This is a genomic window from Seonamhaeicola sp. NFXS20 (genome assembly GCF_049132085.1).
In the GTDB taxonomy this organism is placed as follows: domain Bacteria; phylum Bacteroidota; class Bacteroidia; order Flavobacteriales; family Flavobacteriaceae; genus Seonamhaeicola.
Window position 1 is genome coordinate 511,632 of the sequence record NZ_JAFMPU010000001.1, and the last position, 17,011, is coordinate 528,642.

Annotated in this window: 16 protein-coding genes; 7 read left to right on the forward strand and 9 right to left on the reverse strand. The window is 31.1% G+C overall.

What is annotated here, in order from left to right:
• Positions 1–9: 9 nt before the first annotated feature.
• The 6 genes from J1D01_RS02285 to J1D01_RS02310 form a co-directional block, all read right to left on the reverse strand.
• Positions 10–1,056 (reverse strand): OmpH family outer membrane protein, encoded by a 1,047-nt coding sequence (locus J1D01_RS02285; protein WP_421149676.1) that lies wholly within the window; start codon positions 1,054–1,056, stop codon positions 10–12.
• A 124-nt stretch (positions 1,057–1,180) separates the two neighbouring features.
• The gene (locus J1D01_RS02290) at positions 1,181–3,799 is read right to left on the reverse strand and encodes a BamA/OMP85 family outer membrane protein (protein WP_421149677.1); all 2,619 of its coding nucleotides are present in this window, start codon (positions 3,797–3,799) and stop codon (positions 1,181–1,183) included.
• Positions 3,732–4,472, reverse strand: coding sequence for an isoprenyl transferase (locus J1D01_RS02295; RefSeq protein ID WP_372935897.1), 741 nt, complete (start codon positions 4,470–4,472; stop codon positions 3,732–3,734). The genes J1D01_RS02290 and J1D01_RS02295 overlap by 68 nt, the downstream gene beginning before the upstream one ends.
• Before the next feature lies 1 nt (position 4,473).
• Entirely contained in the window at positions 4,474–5,160 is a 687-nt protein-coding gene (locus J1D01_RS02300) for a DUF6089 family protein (RefSeq protein ID WP_372935899.1), read from the reverse strand.
• Positions 5,161–5,271: 111 nt separating this feature from the next.
• Positions 5,272–6,156: an NAD kinase gene (locus tag J1D01_RS02305; RefSeq protein WP_421149678.1), complete on the reverse strand. Its 885-nt coding sequence runs from the start codon at positions 6,154–6,156 to the stop codon at positions 5,272–5,274.
• A gap of 28 nt (positions 6,157–6,184) precedes the next feature.
• Positions 6,185–6,844, reverse strand: coding sequence for a CBS domain-containing protein (locus J1D01_RS02310; protein WP_372935903.1), 660 nt, complete (start codon positions 6,842–6,844; stop codon positions 6,185–6,187).
• Positions 6,845–6,931: 87 nt separating this feature from the next.
• Between J1D01_RS02310 and J1D01_RS02315 the strand changes: the two genes are divergently transcribed.
• The 6 genes from J1D01_RS02315 (at position 6,932) to clpX (ending at position 12,339) form a co-directional block, all read left to right on the forward strand.
• Complete coding sequence (locus J1D01_RS02315; protein ID WP_421149679.1) at positions 6,932–7,645, forward strand: pyridoxine 5'-phosphate synthase; 714 nt, start codon at positions 6,932–6,934, stop codon at positions 7,643–7,645.
• Positions 7,646–8,410 (forward strand): alpha/beta fold hydrolase, encoded by a 765-nt coding sequence (locus tag J1D01_RS02320; RefSeq protein ID WP_421149680.1) that lies wholly within the window; start codon positions 7,646–7,648, stop codon positions 8,408–8,410.
• Between the two features lie 34 nt (positions 8,411–8,444).
• Complete coding sequence (locus J1D01_RS02325; RefSeq protein ID WP_421149681.1) at positions 8,445–8,792, forward strand: phage holin family protein; 348 nt, start codon at positions 8,445–8,447, stop codon at positions 8,790–8,792.
• Between the two features lie 92 nt (positions 8,793–8,884).
• On the forward strand, positions 8,885–10,213 hold the full coding sequence (gene tig / locus J1D01_RS02330; protein WP_372935911.1) for a trigger factor: 1,329 nt from the start codon (positions 8,885–8,887) through the stop codon (positions 10,211–10,213).
• Between the two features lie 144 nt (positions 10,214–10,357).
• Positions 10,358–11,032, forward strand: coding sequence for an ATP-dependent Clp endopeptidase proteolytic subunit ClpP (gene clpP / locus J1D01_RS02335; protein ID WP_372935913.1), 675 nt, complete (start codon positions 10,358–10,360; stop codon positions 11,030–11,032).
• A 74-nt stretch (positions 11,033–11,106) separates the two neighbouring features.
• Positions 11,107–12,339 (forward strand): ATP-dependent Clp protease ATP-binding subunit ClpX, encoded by a 1,233-nt coding sequence (clpX, locus tag J1D01_RS02340; RefSeq protein ID WP_421149682.1) that lies wholly within the window; start codon positions 11,107–11,109, stop codon positions 12,337–12,339.
• Between the two features lie 232 nt (positions 12,340–12,571).
• Here the strand turns inward: clpX and J1D01_RS02345 are convergent, their stop codons facing one another.
• Both J1D01_RS02345 and J1D01_RS02350 read right to left on the reverse strand, forming a co-directional pair.
• Positions 12,572–14,191, reverse strand: a complete 1,620-nt coding sequence (locus J1D01_RS02345; protein WP_421149683.1) for an OmpA family protein — start codon at positions 14,189–14,191, stop codon at positions 12,572–12,574.
• Positions 14,192–14,310: 119 nt separating this feature from the next.
• Positions 14,311–15,825, reverse strand: coding sequence for a GH3 auxin-responsive promoter family protein (locus J1D01_RS02350; protein ID WP_421149684.1), 1,515 nt, complete (start codon positions 15,823–15,825; stop codon positions 14,311–14,313).
• Positions 15,826–15,867: 42 nt separating this feature from the next.
• On the opposite strand from J1D01_RS02350, the gene J1D01_RS02355 reads away from it, so the two are divergent.
• Complete coding sequence (locus tag J1D01_RS02355) at positions 15,868–16,662, forward strand: DUF2797 domain-containing protein (RefSeq protein ID WP_421149685.1); 795 nt, start codon at positions 15,868–15,870, stop codon at positions 16,660–16,662.
• A gap of 54 nt (positions 16,663–16,716) precedes the next feature.
• Here J1D01_RS02355 and rpsU read toward each other — a convergent pair whose 3' ends face one another.
• Positions 16,717–16,911 (reverse strand): 30S ribosomal protein S21, encoded by a 195-nt coding sequence (rpsU, locus tag J1D01_RS02360; protein ID WP_372937667.1) that lies wholly within the window; start codon positions 16,909–16,911, stop codon positions 16,717–16,719.
• Positions 16,912–17,011 lie beyond the last annotated feature (100 nt).

The window sequence follows — 17,011 nt, forward strand, 5'->3', positions numbered from 1 at the left end:
TGTTATAAATTATTTGTTTTGGTTTATACTGTCTCTTACTTTTTGTTTTTCTTCTAGAGCTTTTTGTCTTTCCTCTAAAATTTTCTTCTTTTTTTCTTCTAAAGCTTTTTTTCTAGCTTCTCTTTCAGCTAATTTTTTTTGTCTATTTTCTTCAATTAATTGCGCTTTAGTTTTTACTTCTGTCTCTGTTGTTGTATCTGTATCTGTTTCTGTCTCTTCTTTTTCATCATCATCTGTTTTAGCTTCATCTTCATTATTTTCTGTTTCAGAAACTTTGTTTCTAGCATCTAACTTAGCTTGTTTAGCTTTTTCGCGTTCTTCTAATATTTTTTGACGTCTTTCTTCTGCTGCTTTAACTTTTGCTTCTCTAGCTGCTAATTTTTTCTGTCTAGCTTCTTCAATGGCACTTTCTCTTTCTTTTTTCTTTTCTTCTAATGCTTTAGCTCTTGCTTCTTGTTCTAAATTTACCTCAGGTACCAATTCTTCTTCTTTGGCAGCTTTTCGTTCAGCTTTAGATTGCGCCTGAGTTCTTTTGGCGGTTCTGGTTATACTTCTTATAACAGTTTCGCTAATATCGTATTGTTTAGCAGAAAAGAGTATGGTTGTATTAGAGGATTTATCTAGAATAAAATCATACTTTCTATTTGTTGCTATATCCTGAACAGCTGCAAATATTTGATCTTGTACTGGCTGCATTAATTGTTTTTGTTGAATAAACAAATCGCCATTTGGACCAAATCGTTTTTGCTGATAATCTAATATTTCTTTTTCTTCAAAATAAATATCTTCTTCGCGTTCTTCAATAAGCTCTTTTGTTAAAAGTGCTTTTTCATTGCTTAAATCTTTACGCTTTTGTTCTATGGCACTAAGCTTTGCTGCAATTTCATTTTTCCATTTATCGGCTTTTTGATTTAATTGCGCAATGGCTTCTTGATATTCTGGAACGTTTTCTAATATATACTCAGTGTCTATATAAGCTACTCTAACACCTCGTTGGGCATATGAAGAGATACTTAGTAAAACTAATGTCAGTAAAAAAAGAACCTTGTTTTGCATGTTATATGTTTTTATTTCTTTCACTTAATCTTCAAAATTAACGAATTTTAACTTTAAAAATTTTAATTCTTGTGCAAAACATCAAACATGTATTAGAAAATATCGTGCCAAAATAATTTTAGACTTAAAATTGTTGCCCTATTATGAAGTGAGTTTCCCAACCATTTTTGGTAGTTTCTCCAATGATAGGGTCAAAACCATGTCCGAAATCTATACCTAGTAAACCAAATGCAGGCATAAAAATTCTAATACCTAAACCAGCAGATCTTTTAATGTCGAAAGGATTGTAGTCTCTAAAGCTATCATAAGATGCGCCTCCTTCTAAAAACCCTAAGGCATAAATTTTAGCAGATGCTTTTAAGGTAATTGGGTAACGAAGCTCTAAGGAGAATTTATTATAAATAGTACCTCCATCTGTACTTGATAACGATTGGTTTGGATAACCACGTAATTGAATAGCTTCTCTACCATCTAAACTATAGGTTCCTAAACCATCACCTCCAACAAAGTATCTTTCAAAAGGAATGACTCCTCTGTCGTTATTATAGGCTCCTAAGAAACCAAATTCTATTAATGGTCTTAAAACTAAATCTTTTGCAATTTGGTTATACCATTCTCCTGTAAAGTTTATTTTATAAAACTCTAGCCATTTGTAGCGTTCTTGATCTATTTCGGCAAGTTCATCGCTGTCTCCATCTAGTACGGCTTGTTCTCTGTCATCAGCAAGTTCGGCATAATCTACTCCATTAACTAATGAATAAGGGAATGTGAATTTTGCTGTTGCAGAAAATTTAGAACCTCCTGTAGGGAAAATAGGGTCTATTCTGGTATCATTTCTACTTAAACCAATGGTGTAAGATAAGTTGTTAGAATATCCGTCTCCAAAGGTAAATAAACCAGTATTGTAGTTGTTTAAATCGTAACGTTGGTAACTTATAGCGTTTGAGAGTGTAAAGTATTCATCTGGTACAGATAAACGTTTTGCTAAACCAAAAGTTATACCAGTAATGTTAAAGCTTTGGTCTTTATCGGCAGATCCTGTGGTGTAATCGTATAAAAATTGTTTGGTGTGTGTAAGTGATGTTGAAAATTGAACAGGTTTTTTACCACCTAACCAAGGTTCTGAAAACTGAAAACTGTAAGTTTGGTAATATTGGCTAGCTTGTAAGCGTAATGCTAAACGTTGACCATCTCCCATAGGGATGGGTTTGTAGGCATCTTTTTTAAAGATATCTTTTATTGAAAAGTTATTAAATGAAAGTCCTAGTGTCCCAATAAAGCCACCACCACCATAACCACCTTGTAATTCTATTTGGCTAGAGCCGGTTTCTTTTACAGAGTATTCCATGTCTATGGTACCTTCAACCGGGTTAGGGTTGTTAAAGTTTGGTGATATTTCTTGAGCATCAAAGAACCCTAGCTGCCCTAACTCTCTAACGGTTCTTACTACGTCTGATTTGTCATATAATTGTCCAGGGCGTGTTCTTAATGCTCTATAAACAACATGGTCATTTGTTTTGTCATTACCAACAACAGAAACTCTATTAAAGTAAGCGGGTTTTCCTTCTGTAATTCTAATTTCCATATCAATTACATTATCATCGGCACTTACTTCAACCTGACGAATACTAGAGAATAAATAACCGCTGTTTTGGTATAAGTTGGTAATATCATTACCATCTGGTTTTGTGTTATCGGCTATTCTTTTTTGTAATAATACACCATTGTAGGTATCTCCTTTTTCAATACGAAGGATGTTTTTTAACTGTTGGTCTGTATAAACGGTATTACCAATAAATTTAATGTCTCCAAAGGTGTAAAGTTCTCCTTCATTTATATCTATATTAATAGATATGGTTTTATCATTGTTATAAATGATGCTATCAGAAATAATTCTAGCATCTCTATATCCATTTTCTTTAAATTTATCAACTACACTTGATAAATCTGCTTGATATGCAGAATCTATAAACTTAGAACGTTTTAAGATACGTAAGCGGTTAATTTTTTTTGTGCTTTTCATGGCTTTTCTAAGTTTTTTATCACTTATAGCATTATTGCCATTAAACACAATATCTTTAATTTTTACTTTTTCGCCTTTATCAATATTTAGGACCATATTAACACGTGCACTTCCTGTGGTGTCTTTAACTTCTATAGTGTTAATGTGTACTTTGGTGTTTAAAAATCCTTGTTTTTTATATTTTTTTGTTAAGAAATTTTTAGTGGTTGTAATAAGGTTTTCTGTTACTTTAGTACCTTTTTTGAGTTTGTTCTCTTCTATTATACTTTCAACTTTTCCTTTTTTAACACCATTTACTTTTAACTCATTTAGTTGCGGTAAGTCTTCTAACCTAATTTGAAGGTTTGCTGTACCGTTTTCAATATTAGTAACATAAACTTCAATGTTGTTAAATAGCTTGGTGCCCCAAAGTTTTTTAATGGCGTTACCTATTTCTTCTCCTGGAATATTAATTTCTTGCCCTTTTCTTAAACCAGAGAAGTTTACAATAGTTTGCTCTCCAAAACTGGTATTTCCTAAAACAGAAATAGTGCCAACAGTGTATTTCTTACTTGAATTAAATGATAAATCTTGAGCTTGTATATTAGAATAAGCTACCGTAGTAAGCAAGATTGCTAAACTGAATTTTAAATATGTTTTTAACGGTAGTCTGTTAGTTAAGTTGTTCACTTGTTTTCCCAAATCTTCTCTCTCTTTTTTGATATTCAATAATAGCTTCATACAAATGCTTCTTTGTAAAATCGGGCCAAAGCACATTGGTAAAATATAATTCTGCATACGCTATTTGCCAAAGCAAAAAATTACTAATGCGTTGTTCTCCACTAGTTCTAATAAGCAAATCTACATCTGGTAAATTATGCGTGTAAAGATGCTCATTTATAATTGATTCATCAATATTATCGGGCGAAATTATATTATTTTTAACTTTAATACTAATCTCTTTAACAGTATTTAGTAATTCTTCTCTAGAGCCGTAGCTTAAAGCTAAGGTTAGAGTCATTCTGTTATTAGATTTAGTTTTGTTAATTACCTCTGAAAGTTCTTTAAAAACCTTGGTTGGTAATAGTGATAGATTGCCAATTGCCGATAGCTTTATGTTGTTGTCTTGAAGCGTTTTTATTTCTTTTCTTAATGAAGATATTAGAAGCTTCATTAGGGTTTGAACTTCTAATTTTGGTCGGTTCCAGTTTTCTGTTGAAAAAGCATAAAGTGTTAAATTTTTAACACCTAGTTCTGCACAAGACTCAACTGTTTTTCTAACAGATTTAGTGCCATTTTCATGACCAAAAGCCCGCACCATACCCTTTTGTTTTGCCCAACGACCATTACCATCCATTATTATGGCAATGTGGTCTGGGAGCTTTTTGCTTAGTATGCGTTCTTTTAAATCCATTTTAGTTTATACAGTAACATGGGTTTTCTCCAAAGGTATAAGTTAAAGTTATACCAGAAAATACATACCAGTCATCATTATTAATATTTCCAAATCTATACTGATAATTAGCAGGGTCTTCAGGTAAGCTTCCGTCTAAATTATCAGAAAAAGTATATCTGGCTCCAATTTCAATACCAAATATAATATTATCTATAAAAGTAGCTTTGTATCCTAATGTCATAGGAATACCAAGTGCCCAACTAGAACTGTTTTCAGATGTTTGTACACCATTTAAAAAAAAGTGGTTATCATGTTTAGCAGCTGTTATTCCAGAGTGTAAATAGGGAGTTCCTATTTTTCTTTCAGAATGTAAGTTAAAATCTTTAAAAGTAAACTCCATTCCCAAAGAAAGTTCTGTAATATTTGTTGAAAATTCATAGCCTCTTTGAATTCGTCTTGGGTCATCAGAATTGGTATCTATGCCTTCTAATTTGCTGAAAATAAGAGAAGCTCTGTAAGAGTGTCTTCGGCTTCTGTTCCATTTGTAAATACCGCCAATAGCTAATTGATTTGGAGAAATATAATTGGTAGCTCCTACATCGCCAATAAAATTAGAGCCTCCTAAATAGAGCCCTATTTCATTAATTTGAGAGTGGCCAAAATGGATGCTTAAAATACTAAATACTAATACGGTTAAGTGCCTCATAGATATTCAAAAGTTTGCAAATATAATAAATAAGATTAGCCAAAAGTAATTTGAACTAAATTGTATTAGTGTAAAAACAGTATTTCTTAAAAATTATTGTGAAATATTGGTTTAATTACGCTTGTCTTCTCCCCAAAGTAATTTTTTTCTAAGGGTTATTAAAAAGCTTTCATCTAGTAAATCAATCATTTTAATTTTAAAATTAGCTTTTTTAATTGTTATCAATGTACCGTTGTCAAGTGTGGCAATTCTAGAATCTAATGAAACTAAATGCTGTTCTTCTCTACCATAAACTTTAAGTTTAATTTCTGTGGTATCTGGAATAACAAGTGGTCTTGCACTTAAATTGTGTGGGGCAATTGGTGTTAAAACAAAACTATTAGTGTCTGGTGTTATAACAGGGCCGCCACAACTTAAAGAATATCCGGTAGATCCTGTTGGGGTTGAAATTATTAAGCCATCGCTCCAATAAGAAGTTAGATACTCATCATTTAAATAGGTTTCAACGGTAATCATAGAGGTAGTGTTCTTTCTGCTAACAGCTATCTCGTTTAAAGCAAAATTTAAAGTGCTAATTTCTTTATTTTCTGGGGTAGTTTCTACGGTTAATAAACTGCGTTCAGAAATTTTGTATTTACCATCAATAATATTTTGAATGGCTTGTTCTATAGCATCAACTTGTATGGTAGCCAAAAAGCCTAAACGCCCTGTGTTAAGCCCTATAATTGGTATATCAATATCTTTTATAAAAGTAATGGCTCTTAAAATGGTACCATCTCCGCCTACACTTACTAGAAAATCAAAAGAGGTGTCTAAAGTGTCAAAGGTTTTAAATGATATATAATCTTGAAAATTAGGCGATTCTTTTTTTATAATATTGAAAAACTCGGTTTCAATATAGGCATCCATATCTTTTTCTAATAAGTAATGGAAAAGGGTTTCAACCGATTGTGTGGTTGTATCGTTATAAAATCGTCCAAAAATGGCTACCTTCATTTTAATTTTTTTTTGGCCTTATTAAGGGTTACATGTTTAAATACTTATTCAAGTAGTCTGATCGTTCTTTTAAACTTTCAATGTATGTGTCTTCTTCATGACCAGATATTATATTATAACTGTATCTTCGGAATGTTTGAATAATATCATTTAAACTTGAGTTGCCTATTTTAAGAGTTACTTGTACCACATCATTTTTTATGTTTGAAACAAAAGCCCCTAGTAATTTACCATTGTTAGATTCTACAATTTGGCTTATTTCACTAAAAGAATAATCGTTTATACCTTTTTCAATAACTAAAACTGCTCCTGGAGCATGAAAGAAAGGAGACTCGTTAAAAAGGCTTATAATATCGTTGAGTTCATAATAACCCAAATAATTATTTTTTTCATCTAATACGGGCATAATATTAGATGAGTTTTTAGCAAAAGCTTCTAATACATCTAGCCAAAGCGTAGTGTTTCTAACATAAAAATTTTCTATTGCATAAAGGTATTCACTAACAGGTTTACTACTATCAAAACAATGTACATCTGTTTCAAAAAGAACTCCTGCAAATACACCATTAATATCTTTAACCGGAATATGTGAATATGTTAGTTGATTAAATAGTAGTTGCAAATCTGCTATTTTACTACTGCTTTCAACAGGTTTAATATCGTTTATAATATATTCTTGCAATTTCATAAGAGCTAAATGTATACCATGCAAATTAATTAAAAAAATAACACTTAAGCCTTTTCTACTTTGTATTTTTGTTTTAAAAAACAATTCATGACAAAGTTAAGTGTAAACATTAATAAGATTGCTACGCTAAGAAATTCTAGAGGTGGTGATGTTCCTAATGTAGTGCAATTTGCAAAAGATGTTCAGCGGTTTGGAGCCGAAGGGGTAACCATTCACCCAAGGCCAGATGAACGCCATATTAGATATCAAGATGCACGCGATTTAAAATCTGTGGTTTATACAGAATATAATATTGAAGGAAATCCTATAAAATCTTTTATAGATTTAGTTTTAAGTGTACAACCAACACAAGTTACTTTAGTGCCAGATGCTGAAGATGCCATTACAAGTAATGCTGGTTGGGATACCATAAAGCATAAAGATTTTTTAATTGATGTTATTAAAGAATTTCAACAAAACAACATTAGAACTTCTATTTTTGTAGACCCCGTTTTAAAGCAAATTGAAGGCGCTAAAGAAACCGGAACAGATAGAATTGAATTGTATACAGAAGCATTTGCACATCAATATAGTTTGGGTAATAAAGACGCTGTAAAACCGTATGCAGACTGTGCTGTTTTAGCCAATAATTTAGGTTTGGGTATTAATGCAGGGCATGATTTGTCATTAGATAATATTCAATTTTTTAAAGAAAATATACCTGGGCTTTTAGAGGTTTCTATAGGGCATGCCTTGGTAGCAGAAAGCTTATATTTAGGTGTTGAAAATGTTATTCAAATGTATTTACATAAGTTGAAATAAATGATTCTATATTCAAATATTATAGGTGAAGGAAAACCATTTATTATTCTTCACGGGTTTTTAGGAATGAGTGATAACTGGAAAACACTTGGACGACAATTTAGCCAGCAAGGGTTTCAAGTACATTTAGTAGACCAACGTAATCATGGACGCAGTTTTTGGGATAATAATTTTAATTATGAATTACTTGCAGAAGATTTAAAAAACTATTGTGAAGCTCATAATTTAAATGATGTTGTTCTGCTTGGTCATTCTATGGGAGGTAAAACAGCTATGATGTTTTCTGCACTCTATCCAAACCTTGTTTCAAAGTTGTTAGTAGCCGATATTTCACCAAGATTCTATCCTGTACATCATCAAACCATATTAGAAGGCTTAAGTGCTTTAAATTTTGATGACATAAAAAGCAGAGGAGAGGCCGATAAAGTTTTAGGTGCATATGTAACTGATTTTGGAACTCGACAATTTTTACTTAAAAATTTATATTGGGTAGAAAAAGGAAAATTAGGATTACGTATTAATTTAGAAGTTTTAAAAGCCGAAGTTGCCGAAATTGGAGAAGCATTGCCATCTTATTTAAGGTTTGAAAAAGACGTATTATTCTTAAAAGGAGACCGTTCAGAATATATAGGAGTAGAAGATACACAACTAATATTAAACCAATTTCCAAACGCAAAAATTGTTACTATAGCCAATTCTGGTCACTGGCTACATGCCGAAAACCCTAAAGACTTTTTTGAGGCAGTTATAAAATTTGTTGGTTGATATTTTGTAACTTGTAAGAATTAAACATAATTCTATGAAACTCATTATTAAACTTTTATTAAATGCCTTAGCAGTATTTGTTTTAGCGCATATTTTATCGGGTGTAACGGTAAATGACTACGTTACAGCAATAATTGTAGCAGTGGTTTTATCGGTTTTAAACCTCTTTGTAAAACCAATTTTAGTAATTTTTACATTGCCAATAACCATTGTAACATTAGGGCTATTCTTACTTGTTATTAATGCTTTAATTATTTTATTAGCAGACAAATTAATTGATGGTTTTTCGGTAAGTAGCATTTGGGTAGCCATACTTTTTAGTATACTACTTTCAATATTACAATCAATACTACATTCACTTTTAAAAGAAGATAAAAAATAGCCTTATAATCAGGGTGTTAAAAACTTTGTTGGGATGCAAAAATGTATTACTTTTGCGTCCCAATTTTAGTTATACTAATTAGATTATTTAAAATGAATATTACAAGAGAAAACCTTGACGCATTAAATGCTGTTGTAAAAGTAGATATTGCTAAAGAAGATTACAGCGATAAAGTAGAGAAAATCTTGTCAGATTATCGTAAAACAGCAAATATTCCTGGATTTAGAAAAGGGCATGTGCCAATGGGGATGGTTAAAAAACAATACGGAAAAGCTGTATTGGTTGATGAGGTGAATAAATTACTTCAAGATGCGTTGAATAAATATTTAACCGAAGAAAAATTAGATGTTTTAGGGCAACCGCTACCAAAACCTCAAGATGATATAGATTGGAATGCAGACGGGTTTACTTTTGAATTTGAGTTAGGTTTAGCACCAGAATTTGAAGTAAATTTAAAAAGTAAAAAAGCCATTACCCACTATAACATTATTGCTGATGATAAAATGATTGATGAGCAAATAGAGCGTATTCAAAAGCAATATGGTAAATTAGTATCTCAAGACACTGTTGAAAAAGACAGTGAAATTACGGGTACTTTTAAAAACGAAGAAAAAGAAATAGAGAATACTGTAACCATTACCTTAGATAAATTTAAAGGAAAAACTACCGAAAAACAATTTATAGGAGCTAAAGTTGGTGATGTAGTAACTTTAAAAACTAAAGGACTTTACAGTGATGAGCATGAATTAATGCACGCTTTAAAATTAGGTCATGATGAGGTTCATGGTTTAGATATTGAAGTAACCTTTACAATTACTGAAATTAATAAACGAGAATTAGCAGATTTAGACCAAGAGTTATTTGATAAACTTTTTGGGAAAGACGTTGTAAAAACCGTTACAGAATTAAAAGCTAAAATAAAAGAAGATGCCGAAAAACAATTCGTTCAGCAATCAGACCAAAAGCTTTTAAATGATGTTACAGAGTATTTAATTGAAAATACAAAGTTTGATTTGCCTGCTGAGTTTTTAACAAAATGGATGGCAACTGCAGGAGAAAAAGAAATGGACGAAGCTCAGGCTAAAGAAGAATATGAAAAGTCTGAAAAAAGCTTACGCTACCAGTTAATAGAAGGTAAATTAATTGAAGAAAACGATATCAAAGTAACTATGGATGATATTAAAAATCATGCAAGAGAAATGATTAAAGGTCAAATGGCACAATTTGGTCAAATGAACCCTTCAGATAAAGAGTTAGATGACATTGCAGCAAGAGTATTATCTAACCAAGATGAAGCTCGCAGAATTTCAGAACAATTAGTTAGCCAAAAATTATTAGAACTTTATAAAGAAAAAGCCAATATTAAAGTAAAAGAATTAAGTTACGAAAACTTTGTTAAAGAAGTGTACGGAGACAAATAACTAAAAGAATATTCATTATATTTAAGCGCTTAATCATTAGGGTTAAGCGCTTTTTTATTCAAAAAGAATGTCTTAAAAAACCAATTTTGGTTTTATTTTGATGTATATCAAGGGATTAACAATATAAAGTATCAAAGAACAACTATGGATTACGCAAAAGAATTTGAGAAATTCGCTATAAAAGACCAAGGTATTAGTAGTACATATTACAATAAAATAATTAGCAGTATGTATCCTACTAGCTTAACACCTAATATTATAGAAGAGCGCCAAATGAACATCGCTATTTTTGATGTATTTTCTCGTTTAATGATGGATAGAATCATTTTTATGGGAACTGCAATAAATGATCAGGTGGCAAACATAATACAAGCTCAATTATTATTTTTAGAAAGTACAGACCCTAATAAAGACATTCAAATCTACATTAATTCACCAGGAGGTAGTGTATATGCAGGTTTAGGAATTTATGACACAATGCAGTTTATAAAGCCAGATGTAGCAACCATTTGTACAGGTATGGCGGCATCAATGGGTGCTGTATTATTATGTGCAGGAGCTAAAGGAAAACGTAGTGGTTTAACACATTCTAGAGTTATGATTCACCAACCATTAGGCGGAGCCCAAGGACAAGCAAGTGATATTGAAATTACAGCTAGAGAAATTTTAATTTTAAAAGAAGAACTTTATAAAATTATAAGTAAGCATACGGGGCAAGATTACGACAAAATATATGAAGATAGTGATCGTGATTACTGGATGAAAGCCGATAAAGCCAAAGAATATGGCATGATTGACGAGATTTTATCAAGAGATTAAATAAAAATTTGTAATTTTAATTAATTGTTATGAAGGGATTTACAATTAATTATTCTTAAAATTGAATTAGATTAATGGCAAAAGAAGAGTTAGAATGTTCGTTTTGTGGTAGAAAAAAACCAGAAACCAACCTATTAATAGCAGGTTTAGATGCTCATATCTGTGATAGATGTATAGAGCAAGCACATGGTATTGTGTTAGAAGAATCTAAGCAAAACGACAGTAGTGATTTATCAGCAGAATTAAAACTTCGTAAACCACAGCAAATTAAGTCGTTTTTAGATGAGTATATTATTGGGCAAGACACTACTAAAAAGGTAATGTCTGTAGCAGTATACAATCATTATAAGCGTTTATTACAACCACCATCTCAAGATGATATAGATATTCAAAAGAGTAATATCATTATGGTTGGGCAAACTGGTACCGGAAAAACATTAATGGCAAAAACGATTGCTAGAATGTTAAACGTGCCTTTGGCAATTGTTGATGCTACAGTTTTAACAGAGGCTGGTTATGTTGGTGAAGATGTAGAAAGTATTTTAACTCGTTTATTGCAAGCAGCAGATTATAATTTAGAAAAAGCAGAGAAAGGTATTGTTTTTATAGATGAAATAGATAAAATTGCTCGTAAAAGTGACAACCCATCTATAACAAGAGATGTTTCTGGCGAAGGTGTACAACAAGCACTACTTAAACTTTTAGAGGGAACCGTGGTAAATGTTCCGCCAAAAGGAGGAAGAAAGCACCCAGACCAGAAATTTATAGAAGTAAATACAGAAAATATTTTATTTATTGCAGGTGGTGCTTTTGATGGAATTGATCGTGTTATTACTAAACGTTTAAATATGCAAGCTGTTGGTTACAGTGCTTCAAAGTCTGATGACATTATAGATCCTGATAATTTATTGCAATATATTATTCCAAAAGATTTAAAAGACTTTGGATTAATACCAGAAATTATAGGTCGTTTACCTGTTTTAACACACATGGATCCTTTAGATGCTGATACGCTTAGAGCTATATTAACAGAGCCCAAAAATGCCATTATTAAGCAATATAAAAAGTTGTTTGCAATGGATGATATTGACTTTTCAATAACCCCAGGGGCGTTAGATTTTATTGTAGAAAAGGCTATTGAGTATAAGTTAGGAGCAAGAGGATTACGTTCACTATGTGAAGAAATTTTAACAGATGCTATGTTTGAATTACCGAGTTCTGAGGAAAAGAGTCTTAACGTTACAAAAGCATATGCAGAAGATAAACTAACCAAAACTACATTAAAGAAGCTTAAAGCGGTTTCTTAACTCAATTAAATACAGTCATAAAAAAACCACGCTTGTAGCGTGGTTTTTTATTTTTATGGATGTGTTAATTAATAATAAACATTATGGATAAGTTCCAATATTTCATTTAAGATACTTTAAAAGTATATTTATTTATTAGTGCATCAAAATGAATTTTTGGCTTTTAGATGATTAGACAAAATACTCGTTTAAAACCTTTTTTTACTTGTATTTAGTCGAATTAGCCTTTCATCTATTCTAAAATAATAAATTCTACTCTTCTATTAGTTTGGTGTTCATCATTAGAACATTTTTTAGATTTACAATCAATTAATGGTTTAGATTCACCAAATCCTTTAGAAATTAATCTGTCTTTTTCAATACCAAGGTTGGTTAAATAATTCAAAGCAGACCAAGCACGTTTATTAGATAGTTTTAAATTGTAAGCGTCATTTCCTCTAGTATCAGTGTGTGCGTTTATGGAGATTTTCATTTCAGGATGTTCTCTAAGAACTTTTACAATCTTATTTAATGAAATGGTAGACTCTTCCTTAATACTGTACTTAGCGTAATCAAAATATATATTCTCTAAAACAATATGCATTCTATCTTTAACTTTAGCAATAACAGGCTTTGTTGTGTTTAGTTTGTATTTTTCATTGTAAGTAGTGTCATAACCTCTGTTAGCTAAAAATTTAAAAGTTTCATTTTTAAATCCATCCTTTTTTGTGGTTATAGTATATGTTTCAAAAGGTTTAATGTTGTTAAATTTAAATTCGCCAAATTCATTAGTAGTTTGTCTAGCTATTTCAATATTGTCTTCATCTATAAGAACAACTAGGGTGTTTGGTAATTTAATATTGGTCTCTAAATCTAAAATAGTTCCTTTTAAAGATTGTGATATGCCTTTGTTTTCTACTGTATAAATATCAAAACCACCTTTGCCATTAGGTTTATTAGATGATACATACCCTTTGTTTTTAGTGGCAAAAAAGAAAGCTACTTCATCATAAGGGGTATTAATAGTATTTCCTAAATTTCTAGGAGCTTTATATTGGTTGTTGTTTAGTATTTTGCTAACAAATAAATCATGACCTCCAAGTCCTTCATGTCCTTTTGAAGAAAAATATAACTCTTTCCCATCTACAGAAATTGATGGGTATTTTTCATCGGCTGCGGTATTAATTGTAGGGCCTAAATTTACAGGAGTATCTAAATTACCATCTTCAGTTATTTTAGAAACATAAATATCATATCCTCCATAGGAGCCTTCCATATTAGATGAAAAATAAACTTTTGTTCCACTTGGGTTTATGTATGGAGTTTCTATTGATATGCCATCAGCATTTATACTTAATAATTGGTTGTCAACCCAATTACCATGTGAGTTTTCCTCTAGAGTAGCTTTGTAAAGCTTATATTCCATAGAGTTTTCTTTACTGCTTCTAGTATAATATGCGGTTTTTTCGTTACGGGTAAATGTAAGTTGTCCTTCGCTATTGTTGGTGTTTAAAATTCTAGAAAACAATAGAGGATGACTTAACTGACCATTTTGTGAAACATCTAAACAAAATAAATCTTTAAAAGCTTCATTGGTGTTTGGGTCTATTTTAGCTAATCCGCCAATTTTTTTTGAAGAAACCATAATAAATTTATTCATAAAAAAACCAGAGCCAAATTCAGAAAATTTAGTGTTTATACCAGCGTCTAAGACTTCAAAATTAAAACCATTAGTACCTATTGTGGTTTCTGATTTAGAAGAAATACTAGTTAAAATAGAGTTGTTTTTGATTGTGTTGTTGGCTACAATGGCACTTTGAGAGATTACAAAATTTGTAACCAAGCATACAGTAAGTAGTAGCTTAGCTTTCATTTTTTGAGGGTGTTTTGAATTAATTAGCGGTTTAAATATAAGCTAGAAATTATATATGAAAATAATTTCTTAGATGAAATGTAATATAAATCGTTAAGCAATTTCTTATAATTTAACCTTTAGCCATTTAATTTTAATAGCTCCTCTAAATAGTCTCTAGAATTAGAAAGTCTAGGTACTTTATGTTGACCACCTAATTTGTTATTTTGCTTTAACCAGTCGTGAAATAATTGGGTACGTGCAACGTTTATTTTAGGCTTGTTTAGTGTTATGTTATTGTAACGTTTTGCTTCGTAATCTGAATTTAAAGCTTTTAGCGCATTATCAAATAATTCATTAAAGTAGTTAATGTCTTTGGGGTGGGTTTTAAACTCAATTAACCACTCATGAGCTCCTTTTTTATTGCCTTCCATAAAAATGGGAGCAGCTGTAAAATCTACAATTTCAGATTTTGTACGTTTACATACTCTTTTTAGTGCTTCTTCAGCGTTTTCAATAATGAGTTCTTCTCCAAATACATTTATATGGTGTTTGGTTCTACCAGAAATTTTAATTCGGTATGGGTTTAATGAGGTAAACCTAACGGTGTCTCCAATTTTATAGCGCCATAATCCAGCGTTGGTAGTGATAATAACCGCATAGTTTTTGTTAAGTTTAACTTCGCTTAGTGGTATTGCTTTTTCTTCTGGAGTAGCATATATATCCATAGGAATAAACTCGTAGAAAATACCGTAATCTAACATTAGTAGTAATTCGCTAGAGTTATTTTGATCTTGAATAGCAAAAAAACCTTCGGAAGCATTATAAGTTTCGTAGTATCTAAAATCGTGCTTCGGTAATATTTTTTTGTATTGGTCTATGTAAGGTGTGAAACTAACACCGCCGTGAAAATAAACTTCTAAATTTGGCCATACATCAATTAAATTACCTTTTCCTGTAGTTTCTAGTACGTTATTAAGTAATACTAACATCCATGATGGTACACCAGCTAAACTGGTTACATTTTCGTTAATAGTTTCATTAACAATGGCTTGCATTTTATATTCCCAATCGCTCATTAAAGATACCTTATTGCTAGGGGTGCTGCTAAATTCTGCCCAAAAGGGCATATTATCAATTAAAATGGCAGATAAATCGCCAAAAATAGTTCCGTTTTCTTTGTATAATTCTTTGCTGCCACCCAAACGTAAGCTCTTACCGGTAAATAATTGAGAGTCTTCATTGTTATTTAAGTACATACACAATAAATCTTTACTAGCTGCATAATGACAGTCTTCTAAAGATTCTGTGCTTACAGGAATAAATTTACTTTTGGCTCTGGTTGTACCACTAGATTTTGCAAACCATTTAATAGGTGTAGGCCAAAAAATATTATTTTCACCACGTCTAGAGCGTTCAATAACATCTTGCCAACCGTCGTAATTTTTTATAGGGATTCGTTCAGCAAAGGTTTTATAGTTTTTAATAGATGAAAAATCATATTGCTTGCCAATTTCGGTATCTTTTGCAATTTCTAAAAGATCTAAAAGTAATTCGTTTTGGACTTCATTGGGATATTTTAAAAACAATTCAATTTGATGGAAACGTTTTTTAAGAAACCAAGATGCAATAGAATTTACTAAAGGGAATGCCATATTTATTCTATCTTTAAGGTTTTAAAAATAATACTTTTTTTCATGTTCTACCAAGGTGTTTTAACAAAAATGAAGACAGAATTTTCAAACCCTATTCAGTATTATTTAGAGTTTGAAAACGATTTTATTAATATGAATCAATTGCTAAGTAAAACTATTACTATGCAATTTGTTAAATATCAATGCTTAAATTGTGGCTTAGACAAAACTATTTACAGACAAGGGTTTTGTAAAAGTTGTTTTTTTGATATTCCACAAGCAGCAGATTGGATAATGAGACCAGAGCTTAGTAAAGCACATTTGGGTATAGAAGACCGTGATTTGGAGTATGAAAAGAAAGCTCAATTACAACCTCATATTGTGTATTTAGCAAATTCTAGTAATGTTAAGGTAGGGGTTACAAGAAAAAGTCAACTACCTACAAGATGGATTGACCAAGGGGCACATGAAGCTATTGAAATTGTTGAAGTACCTAACAGGTATTTAGCAGGAGTTACTGAGGTAGCTTTAAAGGAACAAGTAGCCGATAAGACCAATTGGCGTAAAATGCTTAAAAATGATATTGAAGACGAAAACTTAGTAGAATGGCGAGACCGATTAAAAGATTTTATTCCCGAAGAAACAAGAGATTATTTTATAGAAAGTAATACAGAAACCAATTTAGAGTTTCCTGTAATTGCATATCCTGAAAAACCAAAAAGCTTAAATATTGTAAAAACTCAATCTTATACTGGTAAATTAGTGGGGGTTAAAGGGCAGTATTTAATTTTTGAAGATCAAACCGTTTTTAATGTTAGAGCTAATGAAGGTTTAGTTGTTAAAATTACTATTGAATAAAAAAAATCCACATTTTAAAATGTGGATTTTTTTTTTATGATATAAAGTAGAATTCTAAAATTCTTCTTGGTCTCTTAAGTTTTGTATATAAGCAGCCTTTTGAATTTCTCTGCGTCTTTTAACTGATGGTTTTGTGAAAAACTGATTTTCTCTTAAATTCTGCATCACCTGTACATTTCTGTGCTTTCTTTTGTAGCGTTTTAATGCACGTTCAATGTTTTCACCATCTTTTATAATAATTTTAATCATATGGAGTTTTTTGAGTTAATCCGCCTTTTAGGGTCTTCCTAAACGCGATTGCAAAAGTTAAGCTTTTTATTAGAATAACCTAATAAATACCATATTTTAT